Raw genomic sequence first — 13,470 nt, 5'->3', positions numbered from 1 at the left:
GGAACCGGTCGCGCCAGTGCATGAAGGGCTGCGAGTTGATGTTCTCGTCGTCCTTCATGAAGTCGAGGCCGCCCTTGAGGCCCTCATACACCACGCGGCCGTAGTTCTTGCCGGAAAGGCCGAGCTTCGGCTTGGTGGTGGCGCCCAGAAGCGGCTTGCCGAACTTGTCGAGGCGTTCGCGCTCGACGACGATGCCGGTGGGCGGGCCCTTGTAGGTCTTCACATAGGCGACGGGGAAGCGCATGTCCTCCAGACGCGCGGCCTTGAGCGGCTTGAAGCTGAACACGTTGCCGATGATCGAGGCGGTGAGGTTGGCGATCGAGCCTTCCTCGAACAGGATCAGGTCGTAGGCGACGTAGCAGAAATACTGGCCGGGGGTGTTGGGCACCGGGTCCACGCGATAGGCCTTGGCGCGGTACTGGTCGCAGGCGGTGAGGCGGTCGGTCCAGACCACGGTCCAGGTCGCGGTGGAGCTTTCGCCCGCCACTGCCGCGGCGGCCTCGATGGGGTCCACCCCGTCCTGCGGCGTGATGCGGAACAGCGCGATCAGGTCGGTGTCCTTGGGCTCGTAGTCGCCGTCCCAGTAACCCATCTGGGCGTATTTCAGCACGCCGGCCTTGTAGCGTTCCTTGCCCTTGAGCTCGGTCTTGTTCTGCTCGTTCATGGCGTTTCCCTCTCTGTCGGTTGCGTCATGCGGCCTTCGCCGCGATTGCGGTCAGGCGGCCTTCGCCGCGGCGATCTTCGGGTCGAGCGACCCGCTGGCGTAGCGCTTGGCCATCTCCGACATCGGGACGACCTTGATCTTGCTGGCGTTTCCGGCGGTGCCGAAGGCCTCGAAGCGGTCGCGGCAGACCTTGCTCATCGCCTCCATCGCCGGCTTGAGGAACTTGCGCGGGTCGAATTCGGACTTCTGTTGCGTCGCGATGCGGCGGAACTCCGCCGTGCCGGCGAGCCGCAGATCGGTGTCGATGTTGACCTTGCGCACCCCGTTGCGGATGCCGCGCACGATCTCCTCCACCGGCACGCCATAGGTCTCGCGCATCTCGCCGCCATTGGCGTTGAACACCGCCTGCCATTCCTCGGGCACCGAGGAGGAGCCGTGCATCACCAGATGCGTGTCGGGCAGCACGGCGTGCAGCTTCTCGATCACGTCCATCGCCAGCACGTCGCCAGTGGGCTTGCGGGTGAACTTGTAGGCGCCGTGGCTCGTGCCGATGGCCACCGCCAGCGCGTCGACCTTGGTTTCGGCGACGAAGCGGCGGGCCTCGTCGGGGTCGGTGAGCAGCATGGACTTGTCGAGCTTGCCCTCGAAGCCGTGGCCGTCCTCCGCGTCGCCCTCGCCCGTCTCCAGCGAGCCGAGGCAGCCGAGTTCGCCCTCCACCGAGGCGCCGACCATGTGGGCCAGCCGCGCGACTTCGCCGGTGACCTTGACGTTGTAGTCGAAGTCGGCGGGGGTCTTGGCGTCCTCCTTCAGCGAGCCGTCCATCATCACGGAGGTGAAGCCGTTCTGGATCGCGGAGAGGCAGGTCGCGACGTTGTTGCCGTGGTCCTGATGGATGCAGAGCGGGATCTGCGGATAGATCAACTCAAGCGCCTCCATCATCTTCGCCAGCATGATGTCGTTGGCGTAGGCGCGGGCGCCGCGCGAGGCCTGGATGATCACAGGGGCGTCGGTGGCCTTCGCGGCCTCCATGATCGCGAGCCCCTGCTCCATGTTGTTGATGTTGAAGGCGGGCACGCCGTAGCCGTGCTCGGCGGCGTGGTCGAGAAGCTGTCGCAGCGTGATTCGGGCCATGTCCGTCTCCTGTCGGTGGGTGCGGGCGGCCCGGAAGGCCGCCCAAAGCGTGGATCAGCCGGCGAGGCAGGCTTGCGCCGCCTCGGCGACCTTCTCGGCGGTGACGCCGAAATGCTTGTAGAGGTCGGGCGCCGGGGCCGAAGCGCCGAAGCCGGTCATGCCGACGAAGCGGCCCCCGTCGCCGATCCAGCGCTCCCAGCCGAAGCCGATCCCGGCTTCGACCGCGACGCGCGGGGCGGTTCCCAGAACGCGGGCGCGATAGGCGTCGTCCTGCTGGGCGAAGAGTTCGAGGCAGGGCGCCGAGACCACCGCCGCCTTCACGCCCTGCTCGGCGAGCATGTCCGCGGCATCCAGCGCGATCTCGACTTCCGAGCCCGTGGCGATCAGCGTCACGTCGCGCTTGCCGGTGGTGACTTCGAGCAGGACATAGGCGCCGCGCGCGGTGAGGTTCTCGGCCCCCTCCTCGCGACGCAACGTAGGCAGATTCTGGCGCGACAAAGCGAGGATCGACGGCGTGGCGTCGGCCAGCAACGCCACTTCCCACGCCTCCGCCGTTTCGACCGCGTCGGCGGGGCGGAACACCATCAGGTTGGGCATGGCGCGCAAGGACGCCACATGCTCGATCGGCTGATGCGTCGGGCCGTCCTCGCCCAGACCGATGCTGTCATGCGTCATCACATAGACGACGCGCAGGCCCATCAGCGCCGAAAGCCGGATCGCCGGGCGGGCGTAGTCGGTGAAGACGAGGAAGGTGCCGCCATAGGGGACGAGGCCGCCATGCAGCGCCAGCCCGTTCATCGCCGCCGACATGCCGAGTTCGCGGATGCCGTAATGGATGTAGTCGCCCGAATAATCGCCGGGGACGACCGATTTCATCGCCTTGGTGCGGGTGAGGTTCGAGCCGGTGAGGTCGGCCGAGCCGCCGGCGAGGTTGGGCAGCGTGGCGGCGACCACTTCCAGCGCCATCTCCGACGCCTTGCGGGTCGCGACCTTGGGCGCGTCGGCCTTCAGCTTCGCCACATATTCCGCCATCGCGGCCTTGAGCGCGCTCGCGTCCGGCGCCGCGTGGGCGGTCTCGAACGCCTCGCGCTGGGGCGACTGGGCGAGGCGCTGGCTCCATTCGCCGTGATGCGCGGCGCCGCGCGCGGCGATGGCGCGCCAGCTGTCGTAGACCTCGCCGGGGATCTCGAAGGGCGCATGCCGCCAGCCGAGCGTCTCGCGGGCCGCCGCGATCTCGGCGTCGCCGAGCGGCGCGCCGTGCACGTCGTGGCTGCCCTGTTTGTTCGGCGCGCCGAAGCCGATGATGGTCTTGCAGGCGATCAGCGAGGGGCGGGGGTCGGCGCGGGCGGCCTCGATGGCTGCGGCGACGGCGTCGCGGTCATGGCCGTCGACGCGCTGCGCATGCCAGCCGCAGGCGGCGAAGCGGGCGAGCTGGTCGGTCGAGGTCGAGAGCTTGGTCGAGCCGTCGATGGTGATGTCGTTGTCGTCCCACAGCACGATCAGCCGCCCGAGCTTGAGATGGCCGGCGAAGTCGATCGCCTCGTGGCTGATCCCCTCCATCAGGCAGCCGTCGCCCGCGATCACATAGGTCCAGTGATCGACCAGCGCGTCGCCGAAGCGGGCGTTCAGCATCCGCTCGCCGAGCGCCATGCCGACGGCGGTGGCGATCCCCTGGCCGAGCGGGCCGGTGGTGGTCTCGACGCCGAGGGCATGGCCGTATTCGGGGTGGCCCGCGGTGATCGAGCCCAACTGGCGGAAGTTGCGCAGCTGGTCCATCGTCATGTCGGGATAGCCGAGCAGATGGTTGATCGCGTAGAGCAGCATCGAGCCATGGCCCGCCGACAGCACGAAGCGGTCGCGGTCGGCCCAGCCGGCGGCGGCGGGGTCCAACGAGATGAAGCGGTTGAAGAGCACGGTCGCGGCGTCGGCCATGCCCATCGGCATGCCGGGATGCCCCGACTTGGCTTTCTGCACCGCATCCATCGCAAGGGCGCGGATCGCGTTGGCCATCTGCGCTTCCCGGCTCTGGGCGGCGGCGTCGGCGTGGATGTTCATGGTCGGCTCCCGTGTCAGGCGCGCGGTCGGGCCGCGCTGAGGGCTCTGGGCGGCGGGCTGGTCGCCTCAGGCCCTGCGTGAATGGTCGACCAGGCGGATGATCAGCGGGGTCAGGATCAGCTGCATCGCCAGGTCCAGCTTGTTGCCGGGGATCACGATGGAATTCGCCCGGCTCATCCAACTGCCATGAATCATCGAGACGAGGTAGGGGAAGTCGATGCCGCGCGGGGTCTTGAACCGGATCACCACGAGGCTTTCGTCGGCGGTCGGGATCCAGCGCGCGGTGAAGGGGTTGGAGGTGTCCACCACCGGCACCCGCTGGAAGTTGATGTCGGTCTCGGTGAATTGCGGGCAGATGCAGTGCACATAGGCGTGCATGCGCCGCAGGATCACGTCGGTCACCGCTTCGGTGGTGTAGCCGCGATGGGCGCGGTCGCGGTGGATCTTCTGAATCCATTCGAGATTGATGACCGGCACCACCCCGATCTTGAGGTCGGCCTTGCCGGCGATGTCGATGCCGTCGGTCTTCACCGCGCCGTGCAGCCCTTCGTAGAACAGCAGGTCGGAGCCGTCCTCGAAGGCGCGCCAGTCGGTGAACTCGCCCGGCGGCACGCCGCGCTCGGCGGACTCGGCGGCGTCGTGGACATAGGTGCGGGTGCGGCCTTTGCCGGTGCGACCGTATTCGTCGAACACCCGCTCGAGCTCGTCGAGCACATTGGCGTCGAAGCTGAAATGGCTGAAGCCGAAATCGCCGGCGTCGTAGCGGCGCTGAAGCTCCGCCTTCATGTCGGCGCGGTTGTAGCGGTGGAAGGCGTCGCCCTCGATGGAGACGGACTTGATGCCTTCGCGGCGGAAGATCTGGTCGAACGTGTGCTTGACCGTGCTGGTCCCGGCGCCCGAGGAGCCGGTGACGGAGATGATCGGATGCTTCTTGCTCATGGCGCGTCCCCCTTGGCGCTTTTCTTTGGTCTGGCCCGCGATGCGACGCCGGTTCAGGCGCTGAACAGGCCGCGCTTGCCGAAGAGCGGCGATATCTCGCTTTCGGGCAGGTCGTGATAGGCGGCGACGCGGGCGACCTTGTCGGCGGAGCCGAAGACGAAGGGCGTGCGGGCGTGCAGCCGGTCGGGGGTCTGGGCGAGGATGCGGTCGCAGCCGTCCGTCGCCTGTCCGCCCGCCTGCTCGGCCAGCAAGGCGATGGGCGCGCATTCGTAGACCATGCGCAGCCGCCCGCGCTCGTAGCCCTTGCGCTGGTCGCCGGGATAGAGGAACACGCCGCCGCGCATCATGATGCGGTGCGTTTCCGCCACCAGCGACGCCACCCAGCGCATGTTGAAGTTCTTGCCGCGCGGGCCTTCGTCGCCGGCGATGCAATCGTCGATATAGGCGCGGATCGGGCGCGACCAGTGACGGTAGTTCGAGGCGTTGATGGCGAATTCGGTCGCCGCCGCGGGGATGGTCAGATGCGCGTCGGCCAGCCGGAACGCGCCCGCCTCGCGGTCGAGCACGAAGAGCAGCACGCCGGCGCCGAGCGTCAGCATCATCGCGGTCTGCGGCCCGTAGACGACATAGCCGGCGGCGATCTGCTCGGTCCCGGGGCGCAGGAAGCTCGCGTCGCGGTCGTCCTTCGCCTCGAAGATCGAGAAGATCGTGCCGATGGAGACGTTGACGTCGATGTTGGAGGAGCCGTCGAGCGGGTCGATGGCGAGCGCGAGCGTTCCCGCCGGGTTCAGCTCCTCGACCGCGTCGCGCTCCTCGGAGGCGAACCAGCGCACAGGCGTCTGGGCGAGCGCCGCCGCGAAGGCGTCGTCGGCCATCACGTCGAGCGCCTTCTGCTGGTCGCCGCCGGTGTTCTCGCCCACCGCCGCGCCGAGCGCGCCGCCGAGCGGGCCGCGCCCGATGAGCGTCGAGATGTCCGCGGAGACCGCTGCAACCGCCTCAAGCGCCGCGGCCAGCGCCGGCGGGCAATTCGGGTCAGTGTTCAGGTGGTCGCGAAGCGTCGGCGCCGACTGCGTCATGGCCGGTCTCCCCTTCTGTCGTTTCCCCGCCCGGCCTCTGCTGCGGACCGTCTTGAGGGTTCTACTGCGCTCAAACGGGAAAAAAGAAAATTGAAAAATTCCTCAGTCGCGTTAAGGAAAGCTATGGTTCACGAGAAAGCGATCACCCTCAAGCAGTTGCGCGCCCTCGCCGCGCTGGTGCGCACCGGCAGCCTGACCGCGGCGGCCGAGGCGCTGTCGGTCACGCCGCCCGCGATTTCGACTCAGCTGCGCACGCTCGAGCAGAATATCGGCGCCGCGCTGATGCGCCGGGGCGGAGACGGCCGCAACGCGCCAACGGCGCAGGGGCTCGAATTGCTGGCCGCCGCCCAGCGCGTCGAGACCGCGCTCGCCCTGTGCTTCCGCCGGATCGAGGCGCTGAACGCGGGCCACGCCGGGTTCGTCGCGCTGGGCGTGGTCAGCACCGGCAAGTATTTCGCGCCCGGGCTCGTGGCGCAGGCGCGCGCCGCGCTGCCCGGGGTCGAGATCGGCCTCACGGTCGGCAACCGCGCCGAGATCATCGAGGCGCTGACGGCGGGATCGGTCGATCTGGCGATAATGGGCCGCCCTCCCCGCGCGCCGGCGGTGCGCGACGACGTGCTGGGCGCGCATCCCTATGTGATGATCGCGCCCCCCGGCCATCCGCTGACGCGCCGCGGCGAGGCCCCGGTCGAGGCGTTGCTGGAGGAGACCTTCCTGCTGCGCGAGCCGGGCTCGGGCACGCGCATCCTCACCGAGCGCTATCTCGACCGGATCGGCGACGGGAGGCCGTGGAAGTCGATCGAACTCGGCACCAACGAGACGATCAAGCAGGCGGTGATCGCGGGGCTCGGCGTCGCGGTGATATCGGCGCACACGGTCGCGCCCGAACTTGAAAGCGGACGGCTCGAAGTGGTGCGCGCCGCCGGGTTGCCGATCATGCGCCGCTGGTTCCTGATCCACCGCGCCGACGCCGAACTGACGCCCGCCGGAGAGACCCTGCGCCGCTTCGTAGTCTGCCTCGGCGACAGCGTGCTGCCGGCCATCCCCGAGCGCTGCCTGCGCGCGGAGGCGCCCTGATCCGCGCCGGGTTCGCGGACGCCCGAGAAAATGCGATTCAGGCAATCAGATTTGAGCAGGATCAAGGAATCGGTCGCGGGGCCGGGCGAAAAGAGGGTCGGATCGAGGGGCCGCGGCGACTGTGTCGAGGCGGCCCCTCGATCCTCCTCCCTGTTGAACTGGCGCGCCGGGCGAACCCCGGCGCTTTTTTTCGTTCGGCGAAAGAGGCGATCCGCGCCGGACGCCCCTCAGCGCGGGGAACGCTTGGCGAGGATGCGCTGCAGGGTGCGGCGGTGCATGTTGAGCCGGCGGGCGGTCTCGGAGACGTTGCGGTCGCACAGCTCGAAGACGCGCTGGATATGCTCCCAGCGCACGCGATCCGCCGACATCGGATTTTCCGGCGGCACCGGCTTGTCGTCGGGCTGCGAGAGCAGCGCCGCCTCGACGTCGTCGGCGTCGGCGGGCTTCGACAGATAGTCGGTCGCGCCGATCTTCACGGCGGCCACCGCCGTCGCGATGGCCCCGTAACCGGTCAGCACGACGACGCGGCTGTCGGGCCGGGCTTCGCGCAGCGCCTCGACCACGTCGAGGCCGTTGCCGTCCTCGAGCCGCAGGTCGATCACCGCATAGGCCGGCGGCTGCGACCGCGCATTGGCGAGACCTTCGGCGACGCTTTCGGCGGTGACGACCGGATCGAAGCCGCGCTTCTCCATCGCGCGGGCGAGCCGCTTGCGAAAGGGTTCGTCGTCGTCCACGATCATCAGGGAGCGGTCTGCCCCCAGATCGCGCATCGCGCCGTCGTCCATGGCCGAAGCCCCCCAGATGAAGTTGTCGGTGCGCACTGAAGCGCGACATATTCTTGCGTTTATGTGTCGGGTTAAAGGGTCTGTCAATTCCGCCGCGCGATCTGATGTGGGGCCTTGAACGGGTTCGGGCGTCAAGGGGCGCCCGCGCCTTGTGCAGCGGCGCAGTGATGAGGTAAGCGGAGCGCGCGCCGCCGTCAGGGCGCGTCCGCCGCGTGGACCGGAGACCGCCAGCATGACCGACGCGCCAGCCGCACCGGGCGACCGCAAGCGCGTGATGCTCAAGATCTCCGGCGAAGCGTTGATGGGCGATCAGGGCTTCGGCCTGCATCCGCCCACCGTCCAGCGCATCGCCGCCGAAGTGAAGCGCGCGCATGATCTGGACTACGAACTTTGCCTCGTGATCGGCGGCGGCAACATTTTCCGCGGCCTCTCGGGCTCGGCGCAGGGGATGGAGCGCGCGACCGCCGACTACATGGGCATGCTCGCCACCGTGATGAACGCGCTCGGGATGCAGGCCGCGCTCGAGGCGCTCGGCATCCACACCCGCGTGATCTCGGCGATCCCGATGGATCAGGTCTGCGAGCCCTACATCCGCCGCCGCGCGATCCGCCATCTCGAGAAGGGCCGCGTCTGCATCTTCGCCGCCGGCACCGGCAACCCCTATTTCACCACCGACACCGCCGCCACGCTGCGGGCGATGGAGATGGGATGCAGCGCCATCTACAAGGGCACGCAGGTCGACGGCGTCTACGACAAGGACCCGCGCCGCGAGGAGGGCGCGACCCGTTTCGAGACCATCACCTATGACGAAGTCCTGCGCCGCAACCTCAAGGTGATGGACGCCTCCGCGATCGCGCTGGCGCGCGACAACGCGCTGCCGATCGTTGTGTTCTCGCTGCATGAGGCGGGCGGTTTCGCGTCGGTTCTGGGCGGCGTCGGCAAGTTCACCATTGTCCACCCGTGAGGCTGCGGCGAACATCGCCCCGCGTAGAGGTTGAGTCCCCATGAGCGACACGTTCGACATCGATCTGGACGATCTGGAGAAGCGGATGAACGGCGCCATCGGCGCGCTCCGCACGGAATTCGCCTCGCTGCGCACGGGCCGCGCCTCGGCGAGCATGCTCGACCCGATCACGGTGGAGGCCTACGGTCAGAACACGCCGATCAATCAGCTCGGCACCATCAACGTGCCCGAGCCGCGGATGGTGTCGATCAACATCTGGGACAAGGCGATGGTCGGCAAGGTCGAGAAGGCCATCCGCGCCTCCGGCCTCGGCATCAACCCGGTCGTCGACGGGACGATCCTGCGCCTGCCGATCCCCGAGCTCAACGAGGAGCGCCGGCGCGAGCTGACAAAGGTCGCCGCCAGCTACGCCGAGCAAGCCCGGGTCGCCGTGCGCAACGTGCGCCGCGACGGCATGGACCATGTGAAGAAGGCGGACGGCGTCTCGGAAGACGAACGCAAGTTGTATCATGACGAGATCCAGGCGCTGACCGACGCCGCCATCAAGCGGATCGACGAGGCGCTCGAACACAAGCAGGCTGAGATCATGCAGGTCTGACGCGCTGCGTCAGACCTGCGGAACTGGAGGCGCGATGCCAGACGGCGCCGATCCGACGCCAAGGCGCATGGTCCCGCGACATGTCGCGGTGATCATGGACGGCAATGGCCGCTGGGCCGCCAAGCGCGGCCTGCCCCGACTCGCAGGCCATCGCCGCGGCGTCGAGGCGCTGCGCGGGGTCGTGGAGGCGTGCCCCGATTTCGGCGTCGAGACGCTGACGCTCTACGCCTTCTCAACCGAGAACTGGCGCCGCCCGCCCGACGAGGTGCACGGGCTCATGCAGCTCTTCCGCCGGTACCTGCGGCGCGAGGCGGCGGAGTTGGCCGAAAAGGGCGTGCGGGTGCGCTTCATCGGCGACCGTGCGGCGCTCGCGCCCGACATCCGCGCGCTGATGGCCGGCGTCGAGGAGCGGACGGCGCTCGGCGAGCGGCTTACCGTCGTGATGGCGATCAACTACGGCGGGCGGGCCGACATCCTCGCCGCCGCCCGCGCGCTTGCAGCCGACGCCGCGCGGGGCGCGCGCGACCCCGCCGAGGTCGACGAGGCGACCTTCGAGGCCGCGCTGCAGACCGCCGGTCTGCCCGAACTCGACCTCGTGATCCGCACCAGCGGCGAGCAGCGGATCTCCAACTTTCTGCTCTGGCAGGCGGCCTACGCCGAATTCGTCTTCGCGCCGGAGCTTTGGCCCGATTTCGACCGCGACGCCTTCGCCCGCGCCCTGGCGGCCTTCGGCGCGCGCGAGCGCCGTTTCGGCGCCGTGCGCGCCTGAGCGCGGCGATGCGCGCGGTGGCGAGCTTTCCCGACCTCCGTCAACGCGCCGTCTGGGGCGCCGCCATCGGTGCGGCGGCGCTCGCGCTGATCGTGGTCGGAGGCGCGCCCGCCGCGATGTTCGCCGCGCTCGCGGGATCGGCGGCGGCGGCGGAGTTCCGTCTTCTGACCGCCCCGACCGCGCGCGACGCGCCGCTCTACGCGACGGCGGTCGGGGCGGCGGCGCTGGCGGCGCATCTGTGGAGCGCGCCGGTCGCCATCGCGGCGCTGGCCTGCGCGGCGGCGGCTTTCGCCGCCGCCGATCTGGCGTCGCGGCGCGCGCCGGGCTGGGGGCTGGCGGGCTTCGCGACCGTCGGCCTCGCCGCGGTCGCCTTCGTCGCCCTGCGCGACCTCGAGGGTTTCGGGCTTGCGACGGCGCTCTGGATCGGCGCTGTCGTGGTGGCGACCGATGTCGGGGCCTATTTCGCGGGACGACTGATCGGCGGGCCGAAGCTGTGGCCTGAGGTCAGCCCGAAAAAGACCTGGGCGGGGCTCGGCGGCGGCATTGCCCTGGCCTTCGTGGTCGGGGCGCTGTTCTCGGTTCTGACCACGGGGACCTATGTCGAGCAGGTCTGCGCGGTCTCGGCGGCCGCAGCCTTGGTCGCGCAAGGCGGCGACCTCGCCGAATCGGCCTTGAAGCGGCGCTTCGGCGCCAAGGATTCGAGCGCCCTGATCCCCGGTCATGGCGGCGCGCTCGACCGACTCGACGGGTTCTGCGCGGCGACGCTGGTCGTCGCGGCGGCGACCTTCGCGCGCGGCGCCCCGGTCTTCGCATGGTGAGGAACGCGATGCGCTCGGTGACGGTTCTGGGATCGACCGGCTCGATCGGCGTCTCGACGCTCGACGTTCTGGAGCGGCTCGGCGGGCGCGAGGCCTTCGCCGTCGAGGCGCTGACCGGCGCGCGCAATGTGGACCTTCTGGCCGAGCAGGCCCGCCGCCTCGGCGCGCGCCTCGCCGTCACCGCCGACCCCGCCCGCTACGCCGACCTCAAGGCGGCGCTGGCCGGCTCGGGCGTCGAGGCCGCCGCCGGAGCCGACGCCGTGCGCGAGGCCGCCGCCCGCCCCGCCGACTGGGTGATGGCCGCCATCGTCGGCGCCGCGGGCCTCGCGCCGACGCTGGAGGCCGCCCGCCGCGGCGCCACGGTCGCGCTCGCCAACAAGGAGTGCCTCGTCTCCGCCGGCGCGCTGTTCCTGCGCGAGATCGCGGCGGGCGGCGCCACGCTGATCCCCGTGGACAGCGAACACAGCGCGATCTTCCAGGTGCTCGAACGCACGGCGAAGCCCGAGCGCATAATCCTCACCGCTTCCGGCGGGCCGTTCCGCGACTGGCCGCTCGAACGCATGGAGGCCGCCACCCCCCGCGAGGCGGTCGCGCATCCGAACTGGAGCATGGGGGCCAAGATCTCGGTCGACAGCGCCAGCATGTTCAACAAGGCGCTGGAGATGATCGAGGCGCGCTGGCTTTTCGACGCCGCGCCCCACCAGATCGAAGTGATCGTCCATCCGCAATCCATCGTCCACTCGATGGTGGGCTACGCCGACGGGGCCGTGCTGGCCCAGCTCGGCCCCCCCGACATGCGCGGCGCCATCGCCTATGCGCTGAGCTGGCCCGACCGCGCGGCGTTGCCCTTGCAGCGGCTCGACTTCGCCGCGCTCGGCGCGCTGGAGTTCCGCGCGCCCGACGAGGTCCGCTTCCCCGCGCTGCGGATCGCCCGCGAGGCGCTCGTTGCGGGCGGCTCGGCGGGCTGCGTTCTGAACGGCGCCAAGGAAGTGGCGCTCGAGTCGTTTCTCGCCGGCGAGATCGGTTTTCTCGACATGGCGCGCATTGTGGAGGGGGCGATGGAGCGGCTATCACCCTATAACGAGGCTGCGACGCTCGAGGCCGTGCTGGAACTCGACGCGCAGGCGCGCCGCGCGGCGAAGGCGATCTGCGCCGCAGCGGCTTGAAGTGGCGGCCGGATGGCGGCCTGACCGCAGCGCTCAGGAGGCGTGATGTCTTTTCTCGCGGAACTCCCGCTGATCGGCCCGACGCTGGCGGCGGCCATTCCCTTCATCCTCGTGCTCGGCATCGTCGTGGCGGTGCATGAATACGGCCATTACATCGTCGCGCGCTGGTGCGGCATCGGGGCGGACGTGTTCTCGGTCGGCTTCGGCAAGGAGCTGATCGGCTGGACCGACAGCCGCGGCACGCGCTGGAAGATCTCCGCCTTGCCGCTCGGCGGCTACGTCAAGTTCTACGGCGACGCCGACGCGTCTTCCTCCGCGCGCGACGACGCCGCCATCGCGGCGCTGCCTGCGGAGAAGCGGGCGCACAGCTTCCATACGGCGAGCGTCGAGCGCCGGGCGGCGACCGTCGCGGCGGGGCCTTTCGCCAACTTCCTGCTGTCCATCGCGATCTTCGCCGTCATGGCGATGGTTCAGGGCGCCGCCTCGCCCCGCCCGGTGATCGGCGCGATCGCCGAGGACGCCGACCCGTCCTTCGCCGCCGCCTTCGCCCCCGGCGACGAGGTGCGCGCCATCGACGGCGCGCCGGTGGCGGATTTCGCCGGGCTTCTCGAAGCGCTCCGCGGCGTCGAGGGGCGCGAGGCGCGCGCGGTCTTGCTGCGCGACGGCGTCGAGCGCGAGGTCGCCTTCACCTTCGCCGCCCCCGCCCGCATCGACGGCCTCACCCCGGGCGGCGCGGCCGAGGAAGCCGGACTGCGCGCCGGCGACGTGATCGTGGCGATCGACGGCGCGCAGCTCGGCGGCTTCGCCGATCTGCAGGCGCGCGTCGCCGCTTCGGAAGGCCGGCCGCTCACCGTCGAGGCCCTGCGCGGCGAGGAGACGCTGACGGTCTCGCTGACGCCGCAGCTGCGCGAGGCCGCCGACCCCGCGACCGGCGAGACCGTGACGCGCCCGCTGATCGGCATCACGAAATCGGCGACCGAGGTCCAGCCGCTGATCGAGTCGGTCGGCCCGCTCAGCGCGCTGGCGGTCGGCGTCGAGCGCACCTGGACCATCGTCGATCTGTCGCTGACCGGCATCCGCGACGTGGTCGTCGGCGCCCAGCCCGCCGACGAGGTGCTGGGCGGCCCGATCCGCATCGCCCAGATCTCGGGCGACGCCGCCGATCAGGGGATCGTGGTTTTCATCGGACTGGTGGCGGTGCTCTCGACCTCGATCGGGCTGATCAACCTCTTCCCCATTCCGATACTCGACGGCGGCCATCTGATGTTTTACGCCATCGAGAAGGCGACCGGGCGGCCGCTGCGCGAGCGATGGATGGAGATCGGAAACGGAATCGGCCTTGCGCTCGTGCTCTCGCTGATGATCTTCGCAACCTTCAACGACATCGCGCGCCTCTGACCGCCCAGCGCGCCCGAGCCGGACCGGATC

13 protein-coding genes are annotated in these 13,470 nt (G+C 69.9%); 7 read left to right on the top strand and 6 right to left on the bottom strand.

All coding sequences use genetic code 11. The features are described from left to right. From V7Q31_RS04770 to V7Q31_RS04750, 5 genes are all read right to left on the bottom strand, one after another. Positions 1-664: RuBisCO large subunit C-terminal-like domain-containing protein (locus tag V7Q31_RS04770; protein ID WP_333832534.1), on the bottom strand; the 664-nt coding region annotated here is incomplete at its 3' end. A gap of 51 nt (positions 665-715) precedes the next feature. Beyond that, a complete protein-coding gene (gene fba / locus V7Q31_RS04765) occupies positions 716-1,795 on the bottom strand; it encodes a class II fructose-bisphosphate aldolase (RefSeq protein WP_333832533.1) in 1,080 nt (359 codons plus the stop codon). Positions 1,796-1,849: 54 nt separating this feature from the next. After that, a complete protein-coding gene (gene tkt / locus V7Q31_RS04760; RefSeq protein WP_333832532.1) occupies positions 1,850-3,850 on the bottom strand; it encodes a transketolase in 2,001 nt (666 codons plus the stop codon). A gap of 66 nt (positions 3,851-3,916) precedes the next feature. After that, positions 3,917-4,789 carry a phosphoribulokinase gene (locus V7Q31_RS04755; RefSeq protein ID WP_333832531.1) on the bottom strand — a complete coding sequence of 291 codons (873 nt, stop codon included), beginning with the start codon at positions 4,787-4,789 and terminating at the stop codon, positions 3,917-3,919. A 53-nt stretch (positions 4,790-4,842) separates the two neighbouring features. Then, positions 4,843-5,865, bottom strand: a complete 1,023-nt coding sequence (locus tag V7Q31_RS04750) for a class 1 fructose-bisphosphatase (protein WP_333832530.1) — start codon at positions 5,863-5,865, stop codon at positions 4,843-4,845. Between the two features lie 123 nt (positions 5,866-5,988). Between V7Q31_RS04750 and V7Q31_RS04745 the strand changes: the two genes are divergently transcribed. Next, positions 5,989-6,942: a LysR family transcriptional regulator gene (locus tag V7Q31_RS04745; protein WP_333832529.1), complete on the top strand. Its 954-nt coding sequence runs from the start codon at positions 5,989-5,991 to the stop codon at positions 6,940-6,942. A 227-nt stretch (positions 6,943-7,169) separates the two neighbouring features. Here V7Q31_RS04745 and V7Q31_RS04740 read toward each other — a convergent pair whose 3' ends face one another. Further along, positions 7,170-7,727, bottom strand: coding sequence for an ActR/PrrA/RegA family redox response regulator transcription factor (locus V7Q31_RS04740; RefSeq protein ID WP_333832536.1), 558 nt, complete (start codon positions 7,725-7,727; stop codon positions 7,170-7,172). Positions 7,728-7,959: 232 nt separating this feature from the next. On the opposite strand from V7Q31_RS04740, the gene pyrH reads away from it, so the two are divergent. From pyrH to rseP, 6 genes are read left to right on the top strand one after another with little or no spacing between them, the layout of a single operon-like run. Continuing rightward, on the top strand, positions 7,960-8,691 hold the full coding sequence (pyrH, locus tag V7Q31_RS04735) for a UMP kinase (RefSeq protein WP_333832528.1): 732 nt from the start codon (positions 7,960-7,962) through the stop codon (positions 8,689-8,691). Between the two features lie 40 nt (positions 8,692-8,731). After that, complete coding sequence (gene frr / locus V7Q31_RS04730; RefSeq protein ID WP_333832527.1) at positions 8,732-9,289, top strand: ribosome recycling factor; 558 nt, start codon at positions 8,732-8,734, stop codon at positions 9,287-9,289. A gap of 34 nt (positions 9,290-9,323) precedes the next feature. Next, positions 9,324-10,058, top strand: a complete 735-nt coding sequence (uppS, locus tag V7Q31_RS04725; protein ID WP_333832526.1) for a polyprenyl diphosphate synthase — start codon at positions 9,324-9,326, stop codon at positions 10,056-10,058. A gap of 8 nt (positions 10,059-10,066) precedes the next feature. Continuing rightward, positions 10,067-10,876: a phosphatidate cytidylyltransferase gene (locus V7Q31_RS04720; RefSeq protein WP_333832525.1), complete on the top strand. Its 810-nt coding sequence runs from the start codon at positions 10,067-10,069 to the stop codon at positions 10,874-10,876. 8 nt (positions 10,877-10,884) lie between these two features. After that, on the top strand, positions 10,885-12,042 hold the full coding sequence (gene dxr, locus V7Q31_RS04715; RefSeq protein ID WP_333832524.1) for a 1-deoxy-D-xylulose-5-phosphate reductoisomerase: 1,158 nt from the start codon (positions 10,885-10,887) through the stop codon (positions 12,040-12,042). A 45-nt stretch (positions 12,043-12,087) separates the two neighbouring features. Beyond that, positions 12,088-13,440, top strand: coding sequence for an RIP metalloprotease RseP (rseP, locus tag V7Q31_RS04710; protein WP_333832523.1), 1,353 nt, complete (start codon positions 12,088-12,090; stop codon positions 13,438-13,440). Positions 13,441-13,470: the final 30 nt, after the last annotated feature.

Source organism: Rubrimonas sp., assembly GCF_036788415.1.
GTDB lineage: Bacteria > Pseudomonadota > Alphaproteobacteria > Rhodobacterales > Rhodobacteraceae > Rubrimonas.
The sequence above is the reverse complement of the archived record's forward strand: the minus strand, read 5'-3'. Positions and strand labels throughout refer to the sequence as shown.

Bases quoted from the DNA above. Each gene is read 5' to 3' on its own strand.
- fba (WP_333832533.1), bottom strand. From the start codon at position 1,795: ATGGCCCGAATCACGCTGCGACAGCTTCTCGACCACGCCGCCGAGCAC.
- tkt (WP_333832532.1), bottom strand. From the start codon at position 3,850: ATGAACATCCACGCCGACGCCGCCGCCCAGAGCCGGGAAGCGCAGATG.
- V7Q31_RS04755 (WP_333832531.1), bottom strand. From the start codon at position 4,789: ATGAGCAAGAAGCATCCGATCATCTCCGTCACCGGCTCCTCGGGCGCC.
- V7Q31_RS04750 (WP_333832530.1), bottom strand. From the start codon at position 5,865: ATGACGCAGTCGGCGCCGACGCTTCGCGACCACCTGAACACTGACCCG.
- V7Q31_RS04745 (WP_333832529.1), top strand. From the start codon at position 5,989: ATGGTTCACGAGAAAGCGATCACCCTCAAGCAGTTGCGCGCCCTCGCC.
- V7Q31_RS04740 (WP_333832536.1), bottom strand. From the start codon at position 7,727: ATGGACGACGGCGCGATGCGCGATCTGGGGGCAGACCGCTCCCTGATG.
- pyrH (WP_333832528.1), top strand. From the start codon at position 7,960: ATGACCGACGCGCCAGCCGCACCGGGCGACCGCAAGCGCGTGATGCTC.
- frr (WP_333832527.1), top strand. From the start codon at position 8,732: ATGAGCGACACGTTCGACATCGATCTGGACGATCTGGAGAAGCGGATG.
- uppS (WP_333832526.1), top strand. From the start codon at position 9,324: ATGCCAGACGGCGCCGATCCGACGCCAAGGCGCATGGTCCCGCGACAT.
- V7Q31_RS04720 (WP_333832525.1), top strand. From the start codon at position 10,067: ATGCGCGCGGTGGCGAGCTTTCCCGACCTCCGTCAACGCGCCGTCTGG.
- dxr (WP_333832524.1), top strand. From the start codon at position 10,885: ATGCGCTCGGTGACGGTTCTGGGATCGACCGGCTCGATCGGCGTCTCG.
- rseP (WP_333832523.1), top strand. From the start codon at position 12,088: ATGTCTTTTCTCGCGGAACTCCCGCTGATCGGCCCGACGCTGGCGGCG.